Annotated in this window: 22 protein-coding genes; 18 read left to right on the top strand and 4 right to left on the bottom strand. The window is 37.5% G+C overall.

Annotation, left to right across the window (positions count from 1 at the left end):
• Window positions 1–96: 96 nt before the first annotated feature.
• A complete protein-coding gene (locus tag AAC026_RS10200) occupies window positions 97–2,586 on the top strand; it encodes an ATP-binding protein (RefSeq protein ID WP_339697563.1) in 2,490 nt (829 codons plus the stop codon).
• 28 nt (window positions 2,587–2,614) lie between these two features.
• On the opposite strand, the gene AAC026_RS10195 is transcribed toward AAC026_RS10200, so the two are convergent.
• Complete coding sequence (locus AAC026_RS10195) at window positions 2,615–3,265, bottom strand: CoA pyrophosphatase (protein WP_339610051.1); 651 nt, start codon at window positions 3,263–3,265, stop codon at window positions 2,615–2,617.
• Window positions 3,266–3,403: 138 nt separating this feature from the next.
• On the opposite strand from AAC026_RS10195, the gene AAC026_RS10190 reads away from it, so the two are divergent.
• The 3 genes from AAC026_RS10190 to AAC026_RS10180 all read left to right on the top strand — a co-directional run bounded on the left by AAC026_RS10190 (window position 3,404) and on the right by AAC026_RS10180 (window position 5,855).
• Window positions 3,404–4,066: a DUF4159 domain-containing protein gene (locus AAC026_RS10190; RefSeq protein WP_339697561.1), complete on the top strand. Its 663-nt coding sequence runs from the start codon at window positions 3,404–3,406 to the stop codon at window positions 4,064–4,066.
• 109 nt (window positions 4,067–4,175) lie between these two features.
• Window positions 4,176–4,544, top strand: coding sequence for a BlaI/MecI/CopY family transcriptional regulator (locus tag AAC026_RS10185; protein WP_339610047.1), 369 nt, complete (start codon window positions 4,176–4,178; stop codon window positions 4,542–4,544).
• A gap of 12 nt (window positions 4,545–4,556) precedes the next feature.
• A complete protein-coding gene (locus AAC026_RS10180; protein WP_339697559.1) occupies window positions 4,557–5,855 on the top strand; it encodes a M56 family metallopeptidase in 1,299 nt (432 codons plus the stop codon).
• Here AAC026_RS10180 and AAC026_RS10175 read toward each other — a convergent pair.
• A complete protein-coding gene (locus tag AAC026_RS10175) occupies window positions 5,852–6,322 on the bottom strand; it encodes a hypothetical protein (protein WP_339697557.1) in 471 nt (156 codons plus the stop codon). The genes AAC026_RS10180 and AAC026_RS10175 overlap by 4 nt on opposite strands.
• Window positions 6,323–6,391: 69 nt before the next feature.
• Between AAC026_RS10175 and smc the strand changes: the two genes are divergently transcribed.
• The 11 genes from smc (at window position 6,392) to AAC026_RS10120 (ending at window position 19,855) form a co-directional block, all read left to right on the top strand.
• Window positions 6,392–9,922, top strand: coding sequence for a chromosome segregation protein SMC (gene smc / locus AAC026_RS10170; RefSeq protein WP_339697555.1), 3,531 nt, complete (start codon window positions 6,392–6,394; stop codon window positions 9,920–9,922).
• 37 nt (window positions 9,923–9,959) lie between these two features.
• Window positions 9,960–10,661 (top strand): SGNH/GDSL hydrolase family protein, encoded by a 702-nt coding sequence (locus tag AAC026_RS10165; protein ID WP_339697553.1) that lies wholly within the window; start codon window positions 9,960–9,962, stop codon window positions 10,659–10,661.
• The gene (locus AAC026_RS10160; protein ID WP_339697551.1) at window positions 10,658–11,512 is read left to right on the top strand and encodes a cyanophycinase; all 855 of its coding nucleotides are present in this window, start codon (window positions 10,658–10,660) and stop codon (window positions 11,510–11,512) included. Before AAC026_RS10165 ends, AAC026_RS10160 begins: the two co-directional genes overlap by 4 nt.
• A gap of 139 nt (window positions 11,513–11,651) precedes the next feature.
• The gene (locus AAC026_RS10155; RefSeq protein ID WP_339697549.1) at window positions 11,652–12,482 is read left to right on the top strand and encodes a DUF6503 family protein; all 831 of its coding nucleotides are present in this window, start codon (window positions 11,652–11,654) and stop codon (window positions 12,480–12,482) included.
• Window positions 12,483–12,651: 169 nt separating this feature from the next.
• Window positions 12,652–13,272, top strand: a complete 621-nt coding sequence (locus tag AAC026_RS10150; protein WP_339697547.1) for a sigma-70 family RNA polymerase sigma factor — start codon at window positions 12,652–12,654, stop codon at window positions 13,270–13,272.
• A gap of 19 nt (window positions 13,273–13,291) precedes the next feature.
• Entirely contained in the window at window positions 13,292–14,035 is a 744-nt protein-coding gene (locus AAC026_RS10145) for a hypothetical protein (protein ID WP_339697545.1), read from the top strand.
• Window position 14,036: 1 nt separating this feature from the next.
• Window positions 14,037–14,645, top strand: coding sequence for a hypothetical protein (locus AAC026_RS10140; protein WP_339697543.1), 609 nt, complete (start codon window positions 14,037–14,039; stop codon window positions 14,643–14,645).
• Between the two features lie 25 nt (window positions 14,646–14,670).
• Window positions 14,671–15,999 (top strand): hypothetical protein, encoded by a 1,329-nt coding sequence (locus AAC026_RS10135; protein ID WP_339697541.1) that lies wholly within the window; start codon window positions 14,671–14,673, stop codon window positions 15,997–15,999.
• Between the two features lie 562 nt (window positions 16,000–16,561).
• A complete protein-coding gene (locus AAC026_RS10130) occupies window positions 16,562–17,749 on the top strand; it encodes an MFS transporter (protein WP_339608809.1) in 1,188 nt (395 codons plus the stop codon).
• Complete coding sequence (locus AAC026_RS10125) at window positions 17,742–18,827, top strand: aminotransferase class V-fold PLP-dependent enzyme (RefSeq protein ID WP_339697539.1); 1,086 nt, start codon at window positions 17,742–17,744, stop codon at window positions 18,825–18,827. Before AAC026_RS10130 ends, AAC026_RS10125 begins: the two co-directional genes overlap by 8 nt.
• Before the next feature lie 104 nt (window positions 18,828–18,931).
• Window positions 18,932–19,855, top strand: a complete 924-nt coding sequence (locus AAC026_RS10120; protein WP_339608807.1) for a universal stress protein — start codon at window positions 18,932–18,934, stop codon at window positions 19,853–19,855.
• A gap of 73 nt (window positions 19,856–19,928) precedes the next feature.
• On the opposite strand, the gene AAC026_RS10115 is transcribed toward AAC026_RS10120, so the two are convergent.
• Both AAC026_RS10115 and AAC026_RS10110 read right to left on the bottom strand, forming a co-directional pair.
• Complete coding sequence (locus tag AAC026_RS10115) at window positions 19,929–20,339, bottom strand: heme-binding domain-containing protein (RefSeq protein WP_339608806.1); 411 nt, start codon at window positions 20,337–20,339, stop codon at window positions 19,929–19,931.
• 117 nt (window positions 20,340–20,456) lie between these two features.
• Window positions 20,457–20,918, bottom strand: a complete 462-nt coding sequence (locus tag AAC026_RS10110; protein ID WP_339697537.1) for a MarR family transcriptional regulator — start codon at window positions 20,916–20,918, stop codon at window positions 20,457–20,459.
• Between the two features lie 158 nt (window positions 20,919–21,076).
• Between AAC026_RS10110 and AAC026_RS10105 the strand changes: the two genes are divergently transcribed.
• Genes AAC026_RS10105 through AAC026_RS10095 form a run of 3 tightly spaced genes read left to right on the top strand, consistent with a single transcriptional unit; the run spans window position 21,077 to window position 22,689 of the window.
• Window positions 21,077–21,616: an RNA polymerase sigma factor gene (locus AAC026_RS10105; RefSeq protein ID WP_339697535.1), complete on the top strand. Its 540-nt coding sequence runs from the start codon at window positions 21,077–21,079 to the stop codon at window positions 21,614–21,616.
• 31 nt (window positions 21,617–21,647) lie between these two features.
• Window positions 21,648–22,193, top strand: coding sequence for a hypothetical protein (locus tag AAC026_RS10100; RefSeq protein ID WP_339697533.1), 546 nt, complete (start codon window positions 21,648–21,650; stop codon window positions 22,191–22,193).
• 10 nt (window positions 22,194–22,203) lie between these two features.
• A complete protein-coding gene (locus AAC026_RS10095) occupies window positions 22,204–22,689 on the top strand; it encodes a hypothetical protein (RefSeq protein WP_339610167.1) in 486 nt (161 codons plus the stop codon).
• Window positions 22,690–22,740 lie beyond the last annotated feature (51 nt).

The following is a 22,740-nucleotide window of genomic DNA, read 5'->3' as shown; positions in this document are numbered from 1 at the left end:
TTATTCAATTTTAAGCATATTGATATTTAACAAAGCAGGAAATTATTAGCATTTTTGAATACCAATTTACCGAACCATTCCCTTGTTTAAGACTTTATGCTTAGGGTTTTTATTCTCATAATTCTAATTGTTAGTGGGCAACCTCTACTAGCAAACCCCGATAGCATTGCCGATTATTGGTATCAGCATAGAATATATAATAATGAAACTCAGTATATACCTTCCTCGCAGGTTATGGTATTCAGAGACGATAGTAACAGTCTTAGTTATGATCAAGTTAAAGACTTTGGCGCTAGTTACTTTATTGGCTTAGATGAAATTGATCTATTTGAAAAGAACAAAACTTATTGGGTTAAACTTGTACTTTCAAACTACTCAGAGCGCTACCAAAACCTAGTAGTATATACAGGCGACAACGCTTACTCTACTATTTACATTGAAAAGAACGGTGTTCTGGATTCTCTTAAAACAGGCTACTTTGTCCCTGTTAGTGAGCGAAATATCAAAAAAGGGTTCCAGTCTCAGTTTAAACTAGATTTAAAGGAAAGCGAAAGTGCCTCACTCTTAATCAAAACAAAATCATTAGATAACTACCCTCCACGCTTCGATTTCAGAACAATTCAACTTGAAAAATGGAGTAGACAGGTTGAAAAAAGAGCTCTTCTTGAAGGGGTTTTCACAGGCTTACTGATTATTCTATCCATTCTAGGAATTTCGCTTTACCTATATATAAAAAGAATCGTCTTTCTGTTTTATGCATTCTATGCAATTTCTAACACCATTTATTTCTTATTCTTTCATGGGTTTTTAGACCCCTATATTTTCCCTGAACACCCAGAAAGACTATCGCTACTTTGGCTATTACCCAATCTTTCGGCTGTATTCTATTTTTCGTTCGCTCGCCATTTCCTTAACACTAAAGAGCACTACCCTAAATGGGACAATTATTTTAAGCTATTTATAGGCATTATGTTGACTGCCTTTGTGGTCAACTCTATCTACATCACCATTACGAAAGATGTATACAATGGGCTGATTGTGCACAACCTCTTTAATATAGGTATTTCTGCAAGCGTAGTAGTTTTCATACTAACGCTTAGAAGACTGAACAGCCTAGAATTAAGATATTTTGCGATTGCATCCGTATTCTTAGTAACCATTGCCTTATTTGCTTCAGCTCAATATGTGCTAAATCTGGACGCAAAAATTGTCCCTTACGTTCAACTTGGAGTAGGAATTGAAATTATATTTTTTGCCTTAGGGCTTGGTCATAAAATGAGAAAGCTGGTTGAAAACCATGCCATTACTCAAGAATCATTGATTATTCAATTGGTTGAAAATGAGAAGTTGCAAGAAAAGACCAATTCTGAATTAAAGGAAAAGGTAGCTGAACGCACCCATCAAATCAATGTCCAGAACATTGAGTTAAAAAAAGCAAGAAAAGAAGCCGAAAGAGCAACAAAGTCCAAATCAGACTTTCTTTCTGTAATGAGCCATGAAATTAGAACACCATTAAATGCTATTATAAGCTTAAGCCATTTAATGGATATTGATAACGAGAATGAAGAAACTCAAGAATACATCGATGCCTTAAAGTTTTCAGCCGAAAACCTCAGCTCTCTAATTAACGATATATTAGATTACAATAAAATTGAAGCAGGCAAGCTTAAACTTGAGGTTATTGATTTTTCATTAATTGACTTACTAAGAAACATCAGAGAGAGTTTCAAATTTAAAGCACAAAGCAAAAATATATCATTAGACTTTCACCTTTCTGAAAACACCCCTAACAGACTGATTGGAGACCCCACCCGACTGACTCAGATCTTCAATAACCTGATGAGTAATGCTCTGAAATTCACGGAAGAGGGAAGCATTGAAGTAAGCGCTGTTTTATTGGGTATTGAAAATGAGAAAGTAAGTATTGAATTTACCGTAACGGATAGTGGTATTGGAATCCCGGAAGATAAAATCAACGAAATTTTTAATGACTACGAACAAGCCAGTAGTGATACTACGAGGAAATATGGTGGTACGGGGCTTGGATTATCGATAACTCAAAAACTATTGGGTCTACACGATAGTAAAGTATCTGTTTCGAGTAAAGTTGGGGAAGGCACCTCCTTTAAGTTTGTAATACAATTTAAACTTCCAGAGACTTTTGATTTATTGGCTGCAAATAAAGCAGACACCATCTACGACCTAAAACAAGCCAAAATACTTGTGGTGGATGATAATTACATGAACAGGATGGTACTTAATCGATTGTTTCAGAAGTGGAATGCTGAATTTCATGAAGCGTCAAGTGGCAACAAAGCATTCCAAAAAAGTAATGAAGAGCAGTTCGACCTTATCCTAATGGACATCCATATGGATGAAATGGATGGATTTGAATGCACTTCTTTAATTCGAGAAAAGTCTGTATTTAATAAGAAAACCAATATTATTGGCATGACTGCCTTTTCTAAAAACGATCTTCAAGAAAACCCAATGCGCAATGTATTGGATGAATTTATTTCTAAACCTTTCGACCCAAAAGAGCTACTTAATAAACTGGTGCTATACCTAAAAAATGAAACTGCCTAAGAGGCTTAATCAACATACCTTCAGCAGATCATACATCAGTTCCTATATCATCCATCACCGCCAGTAGCTCACTGAGCATCATGGCTGTTGCCCCCCAAACTAAATGCCCTTCTACATTAAAATAGGGCGACTGAATTACATATTTCCCAAACCTCATTTCTTCCACTCCTCTTTTTTCCAAATCATAGAATTGAGAAATAGGTACTTCTAAAATGGCTTCTACCTCGTAAGGATCAGGAACAAATTGAGGGGTATGATAGAGTATACCCACAGTAGGTGAAACCTTGAAATTGCTTGCAATAATAAACAGGTCAGATAATTGCCCCAAAACTGATACTTCCTTCGACTTTACCCCAATTTCTTCTTCTGTTTCTCTTAATGCCGTTTCAATTAAATTAAGATCTTCCTTTTCTGCTTTACCACCCGGAAAGCTAACCTGTCCACCGTGCGCTCCATTATACCCAGGTCGCTTCATCAATGGCAAGTACAACTCTCCATTTTTAGGATAAAGCAGCACCATAACACCCCCAGGTCTGGCAGGTCTATTTTCCATTTCAGTAAAGCGGTTCTCATCTACTGGGGTTGGAGCCATTTTTATCTGAGCGTCTCTACCAGGCAAAGTCAACTTCAACCTTTCAGTTAAACGATCTGCTACTGCTTCAATGTTAGAAAACCTCATTTAATTGCTTTTGAATGAACTTCGTTGAAAATATAGCGTACTTGTATAAAAGTTGGTTCAATTATAAGCCGCTTTCTTCATTTCATATAGAATTTTCCCTAATATGTTCCTTTAAAGAAAACAAGCATAGCTCAACTCATGAAAGCCAGTCGAATTCTTTTTTCATTTACCTTTTTATTTATAGCTGTTTTAGTTTCGGGCCAACAAAGCAAACTGAAAATAGCAAAGCTAAAATACAATGGAGGTGGCGACTGGTATGCGAACAAAACAGCACTGCCCAACTTGGCTACTTTCTGCAATGAAAACCTTAAAACGAATATCGACACCCAAGATGCTGTGGTAGAAATTGGAAACCCCAGTTTGTTCGAGTATTCTTTCGTTTATATGACAGGCCATGGCAATGTCGTATTTTCGAATCAAGAAGCTGAAAACCTAAGAAACTACCTTACAGCTGGTGGCTTTTTACACATTGATGATAATTACGGACTAGATCAATTCATTCGGTTAGAAATGAAAAAAGTGTTTCCTGAATTAGAGTTTATCGAATTACCCCATGACCACCCCGTTTACAATCAAAAATTTAAATTCGCAGAAGGCATTCCAAAAATCCATGAACATGACGGGAAATCTCCTCAAGGTTTTGGTTTAATATTCGAAGGTCGTCTAGTTTGCTATTACTCCTACGAAAGCGACTTGGGTAATGGATGGGAAGATCAGCGCATCTACAATGACCCAGAATCTGTTAGGCTTCAGGCTTTAAGAATGGGGGCCAACTTGATTTCATACGCTTTCACTCAATAATTAATTAAGACCATATTTTAGAATCAAAAAACTATTGCATTAGTTGGAAAACTAGTGCAATAGTTTTATTATTGATATTAGAATAACCCGAGTGTTTTAATTTACAGATATGAAAGAATTAACGAAAGCAGAAGAGCAGGTGATGCAAATTTTATGGCAGATTGAAAAAGGCTTCGTAAAAGATGTGCTTTCAAAAATGCCAGAACCTAAACCTGCATACAATACAGTATCAACAATCATTAGAATTCTGGAAAAGAAGGGTTTTGTAGGGTATAAAGCCTATGGGAAAACACATGAATATTTTCCATTAGTAGACAAAACCAGCTACAGTAACTTCTACCTTAAAAACTTTATTGGAGGCTACTTTGGAGGCTCATTCCAAAAGTTGGTATCATTTTTCGCACAAGAAAATGACATGGATATTAAAGAATTCGAGTCACTAGCGAAGCATGTTGGAGATGATTTAAAAGAAGACTAAAAGCTATAGGTTATGTCGAAACACCCCGCTTTAGTATTGTTAGATTCGCTAAATAATGCGCTTCTATATGCATTAGAAACTGCCACATGTTTGGCTGTATTTTACTTGCTATATCATTTTGTTTTGAGAAAAGAGAGTAGCTTTCAATATAATAGGTTCTACCTATTGGCAGCCATATTAATCTCTTTATCATTTCCATTACTCAAAGTGGGCTATAACCCTGAAAACACACCCAGTGTATTAAATTCATTGCACAACGTGAGCAATGAAGTAAGTAAAGAGCCCATTATAGAACCTAAAGGTTATTATTCTGTAACAGTAACAGCCAATTCTGAAAAACCCTTCATAAGATGGTGGGAAGCCGTCATTCTTGCATACATGATTGGGATGATCGCCTTAGCCTTAAGATTATTTATCCAGATGAGGTCGTTCAAGGATTTTCTCTGGTACAAAAGGCACAATACTCGATTTAAAGACGGCTATTTTATGGTGAAAACTGAAGGTTCAATGCCCACCTTTGCCTTCTTTAAATACCTAATGTGGGACGATAGCTTGAATCTTTCTGAAGGAGAACAAAAGCAAATACTCGATCACGAGAAAGTGCATATTCAGCAGAAACACTCTTATGACATTATGCTGATGGAGGTTTTGAAAGTGTTTTTCTGGTTCAATCCGTTCATTTATTTATATAGAAACCTACTAGAAGAAATCCATGAGTATGAAGCAGACAGAACTGCTGTAAAAGCCAATGGACAAGTGGCTTATACTAAGCTTCTCGTAAAACTTGTATTCCAAAAAATGGGTATCCCTCAAGGAAGTTTCTTTGCCAAAAGTAAAACCTTGAAAAGGGTTAATATGATCACTTCTCAGAAGAGAATCAATTGGATCAAGCTACTTGTACCAATTCCAGTGGTAGCACTGCTCTTCTTTATCTTTTCATGCGATGCCAAAGTAAAAACCGATGCTGTAAGCATTGCGGAAACGGCTTATATATATGCCAGCTTTGGTGAGAAAGATGTAAAACCTACACCTCAAAGTGGTTTTTCGGAATGGAAAAAATACTTACTCGACAACATCAAATACCCTGAAAAAACCATTTTTGGAAAGTTAGAAGGTAATGTAACCGTATCTTTTATGGTCAATGAGTCAGGAGAGATCAAAGACGTTAAATTGGTTGAAGGAATTGGAAGAGACTTTGATGATCAAGTATTGAGTGCTATAAAAAAATCACCTAAATGGGATCCAGGAGTAAAAGGTGGATTTGCAATTCCTACCAAGATTGAGATTCCTGTAACGTTTAGTGCTTCTTAATACTTTCGGTTAAAAATCTCACCCATTACAAAAGCTTTTCTAGCTCCATCTGTATCACTCACAAGTGCAGCGTAGTTAGTTTTTTCTACTTCTTCCTCTTCAGGCTCGTGAAATACCACTGCTGGGGTTTCGGTACGTTTTTTAGTTCCGTAAATTTTGTTGGCCTCGCTGTAAATGGATTTCCTTGGGTTGATAGATTTAACTTCCTCTATTACTTCGGGAGCAGCGTCTTCAATAACAAATGGCTTTGGCTCCTCCTTCGCTTTCCTTTGTCCGGTAAACTGCTCAAGTAGCTCCTCAAAAGTGGGCTGCTGATTAGTCGGAACTGGCCCCACGGTACCTCCCCTCCTATCTGGCGATGCGGATGGTGTACCCGGTTTTTTACTTTGCCCTTTCTTTTTTGCTGTAAAAACAAAGTAAAGAATAGCAAAAGCGATATAGAGTAAGTTACTGATGTCAAAATCCATGCTATTAGCAAATCTAAGAATTAATTCTAATTTTGCTTACTAAGGTCGATTTTTCGCAATCCCCACTTAATGCAGCTTACAAAATTAGAAATCAAGGGCTTTAAAAGTTTTGGTGATAGAATAGTCATCAATTTCGATGAGGGTATTACTGGTATTGTAGGCCCTAACGGTTGTGGCAAGTCCAATGTGGTAGATGCCATTCGCTGGGTGTTGGGCGAGCAAAAAACAAGGATGTTACGTTCCGAAAAAATGGAGAATATTATCTTCAACGGAACCAAGAAAAGAAAACCAACTCAGCTGGCCGAAGTTTCATTGAGCTTCAAAAACACTAAGAACCTCCTTCCTACAGAATATACAGAAGTAACCATCACCAGACGTTACTACAGGTCTGGCGAAAGTGAGTACCTTTTAAATGGGGTTAGCTGCCGACTCAAGGACATCAATGAATTATTCATGGATACTGGCATCGCATCAAACAGCTATGCAATTATCGAGCTTAAAATGGTCGATGACCTTTTGAATGATAAGGAAAACTCTCGAAGAGACCTTTTCGAGGAAGCGGCTGGGATTTCAAAATTCAAAAAGAGAAAAAGGGAAACACTTAAAAAGCTTAAAGACACCGATGACGATTTAGATCGTGTAGAAGACTTGCTTTTTGAGATCGAAAAGAACTTAAAATCTTTAGAAAAGCAGGCCAAACAAGCCATAAAATACTACGAGTATAAAGAAGAGTACAAAGCATTAAGCGTACGACTAACAAGAAAAACTGTTGAAACACAGAACAATAAGCTTAAAGTTCTAGAAAAAGAAATTCAGCAACTGAACGACAAAAAAGTTGAGATCAATCAAATGATGTCAACACAAGAGGCGGCCATCGAAAAAGGAAAAGCCGACCTTATTGTGAAAGAAAAGTTACTTTCTACCCGCCAACGAACCCTGAACGAACACGTAAATAAAATCCGTCAGTTTGAAAGCGACAGGAAAATCAAAAATGAAAGGCTCACCTTTCTTCAAGATAAAAGTGACAACCTTCGCGAACAGCTCGAAGCCGATAAAAAAAGTAACGAGCGTGCGGCTTTCAGTTTAGAAAGCTTAAAAAACGAAAAAGAAATAGCCGAGAAGGATTTAAAAGCTGCTACAACTCAAATTGAAAGCTTAAAAGCTGCTTTTGAAGCACAACGCACTGCAGCTCAAGAAGCACAAGCCAGTTTTGACCAAAAGAGTAAGGCCTTTAACGAAAAGCGTGAGACACTTTATAACCTTAAAAAGGAAATAGAAATCAAGGAGATTCAGCTCCAAACCTTAAATAGAGAATTAGAAAAAACGACTTCCGATACTTCTGAACAATCTGCTAATCTTGAATCTTTTGATTCCAAACTAGAGGAAATCGGGGTAATTCTTGAGCAAAAGAAAAAAGACCTTGAAGCGAAGAAAAATCAGGAGGAAAAGCAGCGCACGTCCATTGAAAGTACTGAAGAAACAATCAATGTAGTTCGCGAGAAATTAACGAAATTGAGCCGTAAACTCGATTCGCAGCGCAACGAATACAACCTGACCAAAAGCTTGGTTGAAAATCTTGAAGGTTTTCCGGAAGCTATAAAATTCTTAAAAAAGAAAGCCAGTTGGAGCAAAAACGCCCCACTCCTCTCCGATATTCTTACCTGTGACGATCGCTACCGAATTACCATAGAGAATTACTTAGAGCCTTACATGAACTACTACATTGTAGACAATGAAAGGCAGGCTTTTGAAGCCGTGAATATTCTTAGCGATGCCGCAAAAGGCAAAGCGAACTTCTTTATTCTCGATGCTTTTGACAGATACGAAGCTCCTCAAGCCAAGCTCTATCAAAACGCAATACCAGCTACCGAAATCGTAGAATACGAGCCAAGATACAAGCGCCTAATCAGCCATATTTTAGAAAACGTGTTTGTAATAGCGGGCGGTCCAGGTGAAATTCCTATTGATGAAGATGCAGTTTTCATTACCGAAAGTGGCAAATACACTAAGCGTAAATTCAGTATTTCGGGAGGTTCAGTAGGCCTTTTTGAGGGCAAGAGAATTGGACGTGCTAAGAACTTAGAAAAGCTTCAAAAGACGATTAAAGAGCTAGAAACTCAAATTGCCGAGGTCAAAGAAAGGCTTGATGAGAAACAGAAAGAACTGGCCCATTTAAAGTCGAGCAGTTACAGAACTGAAATAGACAGCCTACAAAAAGAATATAGCCAGGTAAACGAAGAGTTCATTTCTGTAAAAACCAGAAAGGAACAGCTTGGCCAGATGTTGAGCAGTAACGCCAACCGAAGAGAAGACATCACCAGAAACATTGATAATATTTCTGCTGATTTACTTGAGTTAAGACCAGAAGTAAAAGATGCTGAAAGAAGTTACATAGAGCTACAACAAGGCATTGGTGAACTAGAGGTTACGGCCAAAAAAGAAAATGAACTACTTTCTGAAAAATCGCAGAAATACAACGAAATAAACATCCAATTCCATCAAAAACAGAATAAGCTTCAGTCTGTTACCCAAGAGATTGACTACAAGCAAACTGCCTATGACGGAAGTAAGTCAAGAATTGAAAAGAATCAGGTAGAATTAGAGAGAAACGAAACAGAAATCAAGCGTTTGATCGATACCACCGAAAGCAATGATGATGAACTCATTGGGCTTTACGATGAAAAAGAGAGCATCGAAAAAGGTGTAAACGAATCGGAAAAGGAATATTATGCCCAGCGCGGCAACATTGATGTGTCGGATAAAACCTTACGTGAATTGCGCCAAAAGCGCGACCAAGCCGATACAGTTTTAATGGAGTTTCAATCTAAACTGAATGAAACCAAACTTGAACTTAGTGCTGTAAAAGAGCGATTGTCTGTAGAGTTCAATATAGATTTGAATGCTCTTCTTAAAGAAGAAGTTGAAGAGGAAGACCATACACCTGTTGAAGAACTTCAGGCCTTAGTTCAAAAAATAAAAGACAAAATAGAACGAATTGGGCCAATTAACCCAATGGCCATGGAAGCCTACGAAGAAATCAAAGAACGCTATGATTTTATCACCGTTCAGAAAAATGATTTAATTGAAGCCAAAGGCTCACTACTGCAAACCATCGATGAAATTGATACAGTAGCTAAAGAAACCTTCCTCTCCGCGTTTGGCCAAATCAGAGATAATTTCATCAAAGTTTTTAGATCATTATTTACCGATGAAGATGATTGTGAGCTAAAACTGGTCGACCCAAGCAATCCGCTAGAATCTGCCATTGAGATTATGGCCAAGCCAAAAGGTAAACGTCCGCTGAGTATTAATCAGCTTTCGGGTGGCGAAAAAACACTAACAGCAACAGCGCTATTATTTTCCATTTACCTGCTCAAACCAGCTCCATTCTGTATTTTTGATGAAGTAGACGCTCCGTTGGATGACGCCAATATTGATAAATTCAACGAGATCATTAAGAAATTTTCCACTGATTCTCAGTTCATTATCGTAACCCACAATAAAAGAACCATGCTCAGCACCGATGTTATTTACGGTATTACTATGATTGAGCAAGGCGTTTCTAGAGTTGTACCTGTAGACTTAAGAGAGTTGGTGTAGTCACTAGTTTTCTTAATTTTATTGAAAAATAGATATTATGAAACAAAGGCTCCCATTCTTAGCATTGTTACTCATTTTCATTTCCTTTTCAAGCATGAACATTTCATCCGAGCAAAAAACAGAACCTCAAGAGCAGTCGAAAACCTACTTAGCCCTTGGAGATTCATACACCATTGGTGAAAGTGTAGCCGAATCTCAACGTTGGCCCATCCAGCTTGCAGCACGTATGGTTCATGAAGGAATCCCTATGAGGGACCCTAAAATCATTGCTAAAACAGGTTGGAGAACTGATGATCTAAAAGCTGCTATTGAAGCAGACACTGAACTTCTAGAAACTTATGATTTAGTATCGTTATTAATAGGTGTCAACAACCAATACCAAGGGAAATCAGTGGAGAGTTTCGCTCCTGAGTTTGAAGAGTTGCTTCAAATCGCGATTAAGTATGCGGGGGGCAAAAAAGAAAACGTATTTGTAGTCTCTATTCCCGATTATGGCAAAACACCTTTTGGTGCGGCAAAAGAAGAGCAAATAAAAAAGGAGTTAGACGCCTATAACAAAGTGAGCAAAAGTATAGCTAAAAAGTATGGCGTAGAATATTTTAACATTACCCCAATTTCGCGAACCGCTAAATTTCACCCAGAGCTAATAGCAAACGATGACCTCCACCCTTCTGGTAAAATGTATACCAAATGGGTTGAATTGATGGAGAAAAAAATTGAAAAAATGTTGAAGAAATGAGAAGACTAATCATAGTTCTACTTTGTGCATTCATCTCAGCTTCATTGTTTGCTCAAACCACAGAAGGCCCTAAAAACGGACATCTAATTATTGCCGGAGGTGCTTTAAAAGACCCGAGCGTATATGCCAAAATTATTGAATTGGCAGGCGGTGAAGGAAAAGCACATATGGTGGTGATTCCTACAGCAGGAGGAAATGAGATAACTCCAGAAATAATAGAAAACTTAGAGAAACAATGGAAAGGCTTTGGTGCGGCAAAAGTTTCTGTACTTCATACTACTGACCCCAAAGAAGCTAATACGGAAGCTTTTTCTAAAGTATTAGACGAAGCAGGTGGTGTTTATTTTCTGGGCGGTCGCCAATGGCGTTTGGCAGATTCTTACCTCAATACCAAAGTGCACGAAAAACTTTTCGCCCTACTCAAAAGAGGGGGTGTTATTGCCGGAAGCTCTGCTGGCGCTACAATCCAAGGCTCATACTTAGCCCGTGGCGACACTAAAGGCAGTAATATTATGATCGGTGATCATGAAGTAGGTTTAGGCTTTATTTCAAACATTGCAATAGACCAACACACTTTGGCCAGAAACCGTCAGTTCGATATGTTTGAAATTTTAGCCAAGTACCCAAAACTACTGGGTGTCGCTTTAGATGAAGATACCGCCATGTTAGTTTCTGGAAACGAATTCGAGGTAATTGGCCAAAGCTATGTAATGATTTATGATGGCACACATTGGAACCAAACTACTGGTAAATATGAAGCCAATGCCGAGGGAGAACAGAAATTCCATGTGCTCCGCTCAGGCAGAAAATATGATATGGCTGAAAGAAAAGTAGTAAGAGGAAGTCGATAGACTTGACTTACCTCCCCTTCAAAAATTTCATAATTCGTAGTCCTATTTATAGATTCTGCAGAAACCCGTATTTAGTCCCGAAAAACCATAACATTCTGTTTTCAAGCTGGTTGACTTTATGCAATCAACAGAATGAAAGATGAAAAAGACACTTGTAATATTATTGAGTACTATCTTGATTTTTGGTTGTTCGAACGGAAAAAATCAAGAAGAGAATACACAAACAGCAAACAATACCCAAAGTAAAGCACCAATGGCTAAGGCTGAAAAAATCATCACCGAAATGGTCGATGAAATTGGTGGGCAAAATGCTTTAAAAGATTTATTTGATGTAGAATACACTTATATCTATGAATCGCCAGAGGGCCATAGAGACGTATCAAAAGAAAGATACATTTTTGATGGTGAACTTTCTTGGGCCGAATATCTTGAGCGGAGTGATAAGATGATGCCCAATTATCAAGGAACCATTATTCAAAGTTACAACGGTGACTCTACGGTAACTACTGTAGACGGTAAACAAGTAGACACACCAGAAATAAACAAGCGATCTGATTTTTTAAGGAAAACCAATTTTTATTGGTTTGTGATGAACTTCAAGCTACTCGATCCAGGTGTAAACCTAAAATACAATGGAGTTAGACTTTATAATGGCATTAACTACGAAATGGTTGAAGTCAACTTTGATGAACAAACTGGCGATGTTCAAGATAAATATCTGCTATATATAAACCCCAACACTAAATTGATTGATCAGTTTTTGTTCACAGTAAAAGATTATGGGCTAGAGCAACCCTTTATGATGCGAGTTAAGTATGAAGAAATAGAAGGTGTAAAACTTACTACCTATAGAGAGTATGCCCTTTCTAATTGGGATGGAGACATAGTTCAAGATCAGTGGACAAAGGAATGGTCCGAAGACATTTCTTTTAACAATGGATTTACTGTAGACGATTTTAGATTAAAATAAAATCACCTCTATTCTTCAAAAAAGCCTTTAGCAACCCACTAAAGGCTTTTTTTATTCACTAGTGAACATGCACAGGTAATCCAACTCACTTCAAACCTCAAATCTTCTTAACTTCCTTCAAACTTTTTAAAAGCTTAGTTCATCATAAGTTCGGGAACACGATAATCCAATGAAGGAAATCAACCTGATGCCACAAACCAACTTCTTGATTACCGCTGCAAAACAGGGGGACGCCATTGCGCTGAACCAACTTGTAAAGCAATGGTATAAACGTATATACAATTTCGCCCTAAAGTATTTTGGCGACCATGATCAAGCGATGGAGGTGACTCAGAAAACCTTTATTTCGATGAACAAGAACCTGAAATCCTTACAAGATGAGGCTAGATTCAAACCCTGGCTCTACAGGATTGCTTCAAACTACTGTCATGAAGAAGCCCGAAGACAAAAGGCAAAATGGGTTTTCCCTTTTATGAAAGTACAGTCGAAAACCGACCAAGACTTTATTCAGAACACTGAATCGACAGATAGAAACAGCGACCCTGAAAAGGAATTTGGTAGTATGGAGTTAAAGCAGTTATTGAAAAAGGCATTGGCCGAACTACCAGAAGAACAACGACTGGTAGTGATTATGAAAGAATATGAAGGACTGAAAATAAGAGAGATTGCCGAGGCGATGGACATTTCAGAAAACACAGTCAAGTCTCGCTTGTATTATGCCCTAGGCTCCTTAAAAAAGCTACTGGCCCAATGGAATATTAACCAAGAAACAATTCATTATGAGCTATAAACCAACAAACGAAGATCTTATGGACTATCTCTACGATGAGATCAGTCCTGAGAAAAAAGCTCAGATTGATGATTATATAAAATCTCATCCTGAGGTAAAAGAAGAACTGCAAGCGCTTGAAGCCACAAGAATCGTGATGGCCGATTTGAATGATGAAGAACCAGAGTCTATTCCTTTTATAATGCCACAAACGAATAGCGAATGGCTCTACTGGAGGAAATATGTAGCCATAGCCGCTACAATCTTGCTCATCATTACAGCAGGTTGGGCTTCTGGTTTTTCAATTCAGTATAACGATGATGGGCTACAAATGGCGTTTGGCGATATTCAAAACGGACTCACAGAACAGCAAGTAGCTGATATTGTAAACAATGATCGTCAACTGATGCTGAATTACATGCAAGCTAGCTTAAAGTCTGTGCAAGATAGTATTGGAAACGAAATACAAATTCTTCAGGCTAGCATGAGTTCCGAAGAGATCATCCGAAAAGTATTTGAGCAAGAAAAGAACACTCTCATGTATCAAATGGCTTCGCTGAATGACAAGTTGGGAGATAACTATAGAGAAATGCTGAGAGAAATTATTCTGAATTTTTCAAACAATTGGGATACCCAACGCATCGAAGACTTAAGAAACATTCAAGCCGCATTTACCAACCTTGAAGATGCAACCATCAACAAGCAACTGGATTTAGAAGATGCAATACTGACACTTTCTGAAAAAGTAGACATCGTTGCCGCAAACAACCCAAACAAAAAATAAAATGGTCAAAAACTCAAAATATCTGATTTACCTCCTTGGTCTGGTGGTAAGTGTAAATGCTCAAGCCCAACTTCAACAAGAAGGTATGAGCCCGATCAAAAGAGACACGGAAATTACCCGAGTTACTTTTGAAAACTTCATCAAGAATTATGACGATGCAGTGCTACTAAACAACATACGAGAAAGTAAAGGTGATTATAAAAGCGGAAAAGGTCTTGAAATTAGTTTTGAAGCCACAAATGCAAACATCTATATCAATACAGCATCAGCAAGGTTCGGTAATCACGACTATGAAGTACTTGACACCTTCTACACCGATGAGGTCATCAGTCTTCAACAAAAAAGATTAGAAGAGGCCACTAAGAAGTTCATCAGGGATTTTCACTCCTACCTACCTCATCTTAAATCAAATGAAGAATTCAGGTTTGTGTTCAACATTAAAGACAGCAAAATAAAAGTAGACGGAAAAGAACTCCCTCCATCTCCCAAATCAGCAAAACGAACCTATAAGCTTGAAGCCATTTGGAAAATGAGTGACTTAGATGCTTTTAATAAAGGAGAAATCAACGAAAGCCAATTATCAGACAGAATCAAAATTGAAAAGAAATAACAATCAAAATATCAAAATCATGAAAATGAAAACAACAATCAAAGTACTCGCCTTAGCATCGCTTATGATGTTTGGCGGCTTATTAAACGCACAACAATTCGTTAGTACAACTGGTGCAGCAGTAGTTGGTGGATTTCCTTCAGGAGAGCAAGACTTATCTAAACTCCCTAAAATGGAGCGTGACATCATCATTCTTCAAAACGTGCTGAGCGATATGTTTCGAAATTCAGACAGCCCATTTTACACATCATCTTCAGACGACATTAAGGGAATTCACATCCCTGGAAAAGGTGTGATTTTCAATGTAGCTGATAACAGTCTACACGGAAGAATTATCTTTTCAGAGAGCTTTAACTTAAGCGTTATTAAATCAACTGATGAAAAAAAAGAAAGTGACAAAAAAGAAATCGATACAGATCAATCGAATAAGGAAAGAGAGAATGAACTCAAAGAACTCTCTAAGGAATTCTTACTAAACTATGGCAGCATTCTTTCTGATCTAAAAGACAGTGAGCAAATTATGCTCAACGTAAAGTATGGCTTGACTGGCAATATTGAGTCAAAAGGCTCTATGGATGTAAACCTTGCTCGCTATGCAATAGGAACAAAAGGTACTAAAAGAATTTCTTCTTCTATTCAATTTAAAGATTTGAAGGATTTATTAAGTGGTAAACTTTCTTTCGAAGCCGCCAAAGGCAAAATAACTACCAAAGTAATAGATGACGATACCAAAGAGTCTTCCGACACTAAAATCATGGCAGGCATTTTAGACGACCTTTTTAGATCTACTTTTGATGGGGTTTATAGAAAAACAAGTAACACAAGCTGGACCTATTTTGAAGGCTTTGGCTTAATGTACAACATAGGTTTGTCATACAATTCAGGAGGAAATAATGCCAGAGTTGCTTTTTATAGTGGTCAGCGTGTAGACGTTGTAAAAGCAGATACTGAAGAGAAAAAGAAAGATGAGGAGGAGCTCAATAAAATTGAAGAGTCCTTTGATGACTTAATTGAAATGGCAAAAGAAAGCCTTATTACTTACGGGCGTACTTTACGTAGCGTAAAAAGTGATGAAGTAATTATTCTGAACTTAAATTTCAATACGTTTTTCAGCAAAAGCACCCTTCCAAAGTCTGTTCGTATCTCAGTCAACAAAAGCCAGATCGATCAATTCTCGAAAGGCAGTATTAGCATAGACCAACTAAAGAAAGATATTGATGTAAAGAAGCTCACTTCAAGCATTAACTCTTCTTCTAACGGTCTTTATTTTCACGAGCCTAGTGCCGTTGGTACAGGAATAATTTACGATAAGGCCAGAACAATTATTAAAGGACAAGCAGAAGGCAAAAATTAGATTTAATACATAAGAAGGTCAAGGTCAGTAAATAAGTGGTGTGATAGAATTTCACACCACTTATTTCTTTTTAGGCCAAGGCGACTTCAACAAACCAACCTAGGTGAAAAGCAAAAAGCCCCGATAAATCGGAGCTTTTCATAAACCCTTTAGAACTCGGAGGTTTTTGAACCTCCTTAATAGACAGGATTTGGGCTATCCCTTTGCCCGCAACAGTCCACTGTTATCCTGCTCTTTCGAACGAGGCCCTGTGCCGAAAAACGGAACAAGGTGAGGCCTTGTTTTGTGCGAGAATCACCCGGAATTTTAGTTTAACTTGTAAAGTTCAAAAATGTGTCCGAGCCCCTTAGGGAATATACATACAAAGCTACGAAGCCAATTGTTCCATAAAAACTAAAACCAGCCCTTTTTATTGGTTGTTACCTAAACTTAAAATGTTACGTCTCATCTATAATGATCAACAAAAAATGCGTTTGCACGCGTTTCTGTTTTCATTCGTGATAATTTATTCATTGTTTTGTCAAATGCCATTGAGGCAATTACCCATTTAGAGATTTAGCTTTTGCAGACTGATAAGATTTTAACAAGGGATTTCGTCCTTCACTTCATTTCCTATTTTTTAATGGCAACAGCTTTCTATTTTCTGCTGCCTACCCTTCCCGTATACGCTGTAGATGTTTTAGGAGCAAATAAAAATCAAGTAGGTTATATCATTGGAGTGTATGCCCTTTCTGCATTAATCATCCGTCCTTTTTGCGGTTATGCGCTAGATGCCTACGGAAGACGCTCCGTTTACCTCTGGGCTTTAGCCATTTTCACAATACTATTTGGGCTATATCACTTCTCTTCCACCTTCTTTATTCTTTTAATACTTCGAGTATTTCATGGTTTTACTTGGGGCACAATAACAACCAGCGGAAGCACAATAGCCGCTGACCTTATTCCCGAAAATAAAAGAGGTGAAGGAATTGGCTACTTTGGGCTTGCAATGACTTTTTCTATTGCTTTTGCACCCTATGCTGGTGACCAAATTATGGGGCAAGGCAATTTTACGAATCTTTTTAATATTGCCTTTGCAGTTTGTTTTGCATCACTTGTACTCGCCTTAATAATTAAAGTACCCAACATTAAAACAGGCGAAACCAAAATCAGTCTTAAAAAAATGTTTGATGGTCGCGTGAATCGCATTGCAGCAGTAATGTTTATGGGTGCTTTCCCTTATGCTGCCATCATATCTTTTATTCGAATTTATAGCGATGAGCTCGGCCTGAATCAAGGTGCACTGTTCTTCATTTTTATGGCCATAGGGGTAGCCGTAGCCAGGCTATTGGTAGGCAAGGTAATGGATAGAAAAGGCCCTACGGGCATTGTTGTAATTGGCCTACTCGTTACCATTATTGGATTGATTTGGCTTAAATATACCGACAGCTTTTGGCCATTTATGATGTGTGGCGTATTGGTAGGAATGGGCAACGGGTTAATTATGCCTACAGTTCAAACCATGGCCCTAAACATTGTTCCTATTGAAAGACGAGGCGCTGCAAATGCCACTTTCTTCTCAGCTGTTGACTTAGGTATTGGTGCTGGGTCTATCGCCTTAGGCTATGTCGCAGAATATTATGGCATCGACACGATGTTTTTCATCTGCGGCTTAATACTTTTGCTTCCGTTAGCATTTTATTTTCTTTTTGTACGTAATCATTATTACCGACAGTTGGAATTGCTAAAAAAGGAAGAACACAATGGCTAGAAAAATTTTCTTTACTCCAGGTCCATCTGCTCTCTATTTCACAGTAGAAGAACATCTAAAACAAGCGGTTAAAGACCAAGTAATGGAGGTTAACCACAGGAGTAAGCAAGCCGCGGCATACTATCAGCATGCGGCAGAAAACCTAAAAGTGTTAATGAACATTCCTGAAGATTACCACATCTTCTTTCTTAGTTCAGCTACAGAAATTTGGGAAAGACAAATCCAGAATTTGGTAGTGGAAAAATCTTACCATTTCTGCTATGGTGCTTTCTCTAACCGATTTTATGAATTCGCTAAAAGCTTGGGCAAACAAGCCCTAAAGAGTGAGTCTAAGTTCGGAGCTATTCCAGAGGTAAATCAGCAAGACATTCCTCAAGACACCGAATTGATAAGCTTTGCACTGAACGAAACCAGCACAGGCGTTACTTTTCCCGTGGAAGAAATTTATAAAGTACGGGAATCGCATCCCGAAGCCCTTATTGCCATTGATGGTGTTTCCGCATTTCCAGTAATAGATATTGACTTCACGAAGATCGACAGTGCTTATTTTTCGGTACAAAAATGCTTTGGACTGCCAGCTGGTTTAGGAGTATGGATAGTGAACAATCGTTGTATTGAAAAATCCTTAAAAAAAGAAGCCAATGGTTATTCAATAGGCACTTATCAAACGCTGCCCAACTTGCTTAAAAATGCAAGTAAGTTTCAGACCACTTACACCGTTAACGTACTCAATATCTTTCTACTGATGAAAGTAACCACAGATATGCTCAATAAAGGCATTGATGTGATTAGAAGAGAAGCCAATTATAAAGGTTTGCTCCTTCAAAAGTTGATTACCGACCACCCTTCTTTTAATCACTTTGTTGGAGACGAAAAGCTCAGGTCTAAAACAGTTGTAGTAGCAAATACATTAACCCCTTCTCAAGAATGGATCGATGAACTTTCATCTAAAGGATTTATCCTCGGAAATGGCTATAGTGAGTACAAGGGCAAACAAATTAGAATCGCGTCATTCCCAACTCATTCAAAAGAACTAATAGAATTACTCTACGATACCATCAATGGAATGAAACTTTAATACCTTCAAAAAAAACGTGTTAGAATCCGTTTAAATTTTGCCTATATTCATGGGTACATCTACCTTTTAAATCTTTAATTTTGCCCTAGTTTTATATTAGAATTATGCCCAAAAGAGAAAAAATTTTGGTGTTAATGGACACCAGCGATGTTGACAAAACACTTCTCAGGTTTATTGAGATAATTGCCACTGCGCATGAAACCAAGGAAATCCATTTCTTCAATAGCATTAGCGAAATGAAGATTCCAGAGGCTGTTCTTAAAAACTTCCCTGAAATCAAAGACAAGTCTATTGAGGAAAGGAGAAAGATGATCCAAAATTTGGTATCATCTACTTTGCCTGAGAAGTTAGTCGCCATTAGTGAGGTTCATATCAAAGAAGGATCTCCTGCCAAGGCCATCCTAAAGTTTGTAGAAAAACACGATATCGATCTAATCATGATGGGACGCCACAAAGATTTTGTTGGTGGTGGCATACTTTCAAATCGATTAGCGCGAAGAGCCGACTGTGCTATTTTCATTATACCAGAAAATTCAGGATCAAATTTAAACTTGATTCATGTGCCTTGCGATTTCTCTGTGCATTCTAAAATTGCTATGGAAGAGGCTATCGGTATTTCTAGAAAATACGATAGTGATATAAAAATCATTTGTCAAAATGTATTCACTGTACCTGGAGGCTACCATTATTCTGGAAAAACTTATGAAGAGTTTGCTGAAGTAATGAGAGCAAACGCTGAAAAAGACTATAACAAATTTATGTCTGAGATTGATCATGAAGGCTGTGATATCGAAGTAGTTTATTCGCTTGACACCAACGATAACCCTGTAAATGACATCATTGACTTTGCGAACGAACACAAGCCTACTACAATCATTATTGGAGTTAAAGGGAGAACCGCTACAACTGCTTTATTTATTGGAAGCAGGGCCGAGCAGCTCATCCAAATCAATAATAACATACCTATGATGATAGTAAGGCCTAAAGGAAAAAATGCTGGCCTTATGGACTTAATTCGAGAGATTTAAGTCAATTACACTTTCATAAAAAAGCCTTTCATTCTTACGAGTGAAAGGCTTTTTTATGCTCTCAGAAATATAGTTATTTCCCTTTAACTCTTTTTTCTTCAACTTCCATCCAAGCTAACAAAGCTTTCGTTTCGTCTTCTGTCAATTTAATCTTAGGATTTCGTTCTACCATTCTTGGAGGAGGCATTTTACCTTCTTCTAGTACTTCAAACATCTCTGCAATAAAATCAGCTTGTTCCTCTTTATTCATTTTAACTACCTTTTCCCATTGAAGCTTTTCTTTGGCCTTTTCATTTCTTGCGTCAGGCTTGTGGCAGTTCATGCACTTAATGTCAATAATTGTTTTAACATTCTCAGGGATGGTAATTCCGTCTTGTTGAACTGCTAAAGGAGTATCTTCAGAAGCTTTTGGTTTACTTACAAAAGACATAGAAATGGTTAGAAGAGCAAAAAGTACAGCGCTCGATTTAAGATTTTTCTTCATAGTCAAAATAGTTTTACCCGAGTAAGATGAAAAAAACACACAAAGGTTTAAACATTAAGTTGTTAGACAGCGAAATAATATACTTCAGCGGTAACCAATTCAACCTTCAAACTAGGCCTAATCCTGTAAAGACCTTAACTCATCTAGCAAGTCATTGGCCTCTTTAACCCTATGCTCTGCAATTTCTGTAAACTTCTCCATCCACACCTTGGAATTCACCTCTATCTCATCCAACAATTCAAGTCCTTTCTGGGTAATGAGTACATCTTTAGCCCTTCTGTCCACAGGGCAAACTTCTCGCACTACAAGCTCCTTTGCTTCAAGTCTATCTACAATTCGAGAAGCATTGGACATCCTATCAATCATTCTATCTATTATAGTGTTAATAGTACAAGGCTTAGGGTAATGCCCTCGAAGAATTCTCAGTACATTATATTGAGCAGACGAGATGCCAAACGGCTTAAAAATATTCAACTGCTGCTCCGAAATCCAACTGTTAGTATAAATCAGATTTACGATGAGTTTCTCGTACTGATTTGAAAACTTCCTTCCTTGTTTTATATCCTCTTCTAGGCCCACGGTGTCTTCGTTGTTTATTTACAATAAAGATAGAGAACGAAAATCAAACGCCATAAAATGCTTCTGCTTTCAAAAATTTTTTAATCAACCAAAACCGCTTAACTTTCAATTAAACTTATTGGTGCTGCCAATATCTAACTAGCTGTAATCATTTTTTTTTGGAAGATCATCAAATCATAGAAGAGTTTAAAAAGCCAGTAACTAAAAACAAGGCTTTTGGCGTCCTTCTGGAAAAGTATCAGCAGCGTATTTATTGGCACATTCGAAAAATTCTCATCGACCATGATGACACCGATGATGTAGTTCAAGAAGTATTCATTAAAGTTTTTAAAAACCTTGATGGATTTAGAGAAGCCTCTCAGCTTTATACCTGGATTTATAGAATAGCGACTAATGAAGCCCTTACTTTTTTAAAGAAAAGGCAGCGCAAGCAAGCTTGGTCAATTGATGAAGCTAGTTATGATCTGGAAAACAAACTTACCAGTAGCTCTTACATTGACGGTGATCAAATACAAGTTAAGCTTCAGAAGGCAATTTTAACGCTGCCCGAAAAGCAAAAACTAGTGTTTAATATGAAATACTTTGATGACATGAAATATGAAGACATTTCAGAAATTATAGGTACAAGCGTGGGGGGACTCAAAGCAAATTACCATTTGGCTGTTAAAAAAATAGAAGAGTATTTAAGCGAAGATTAAACCTTATAACCCTTTGATAATCAAAGCATCGATGTCGGATAAAACTCCATATAATAAACTTAAGGAACATCACCTCAAAAAGAACATTTTTGAAGTACCAGAGGGCTATTTTAGCGATCTGACAGAAAAATTGATCCGAGAAACGAGTAATGAAAATGAAGGGTTTCTTCATAAAAATCTAGAGCTTAAGGAAAATATATTCTCAACTCCAGAAAATTATTTTGAAACACTCAGTTCAGAAATTCTTTCAAAAGTTAATACAGAAACAAAGGTCATTCCTCTATATCAAACTACTTGGTTTAAGTCGGTGGCTGCTGCAATTGCTCTTATTATAGTTGCTTGGTTAGCCATACCAACAAAGCAGGTTAATGAAACTGATCTATTAAGTGAAATATCAGACGAGGCAATTATTAATTATTTAGAAGAACGTCAAGCCATTGAGTACGAGCTTCTATCTTCAGTAGAAGGTTTAGATGCCATGCTTGATAATATGATCTTCGAGGAAACTTCAAGCTATAGTTTCGCATTAAACGAAAACCCTGAATTAGATTACGACTTTGAATACTTCGATCATTAGTACAAGAATTATGAAAAAAATTATTTTCTCACTTTTCATTTTAGCCAGCTGCCTTTCAGTTTCTGCCCAAAGTGGACGATCCTCACAGGATGAGAGGGATAAAATCCAGAAAGCCAAAATTGCTTTCTTGACCAATCGCTTAGAACTTAGTGTGGACCAAGCTAAATTATTTTGGCCCTTATTCAATGAATATGACTCTAAGAAAATAGAGCTATCTAAAGAATACAGTAAGAAAAAGAAGGCCATTTATGAAAAGTACGAAGATTCAAGAAACATGAAAGAAGAGGACGCAGATGAGCTACTTTTTATTTACTTGGATCAAAAACAAGCAGAGTTAGATGTAGAAAAAACCTACATGAAAAAATTTAATGAGGTACTGAACTCAAGACAAGTATGGAGAATGGTTTCTTTCGAAAGCGACTTTAGAAGGTCTTTATATAGACAAATGAGTCGTGAAGACAAAGAAGAACCGAAACGAGGTGGTAATCGCCATTAGTACTCAATACATTCATAAAAATTTAAATCCTGCTCATGCAGGATTTTTTAT

This window comes from uncultured Roseivirga sp. (assembly GCF_963973945.1).
In the GTDB taxonomy this organism is placed as follows: Bacteria; Bacteroidota; Bacteroidia; order Cytophagales; family Cyclobacteriaceae; genus Roseivirga.
This window is presented reverse-complemented; position numbering and strand designations above follow the sequence as displayed.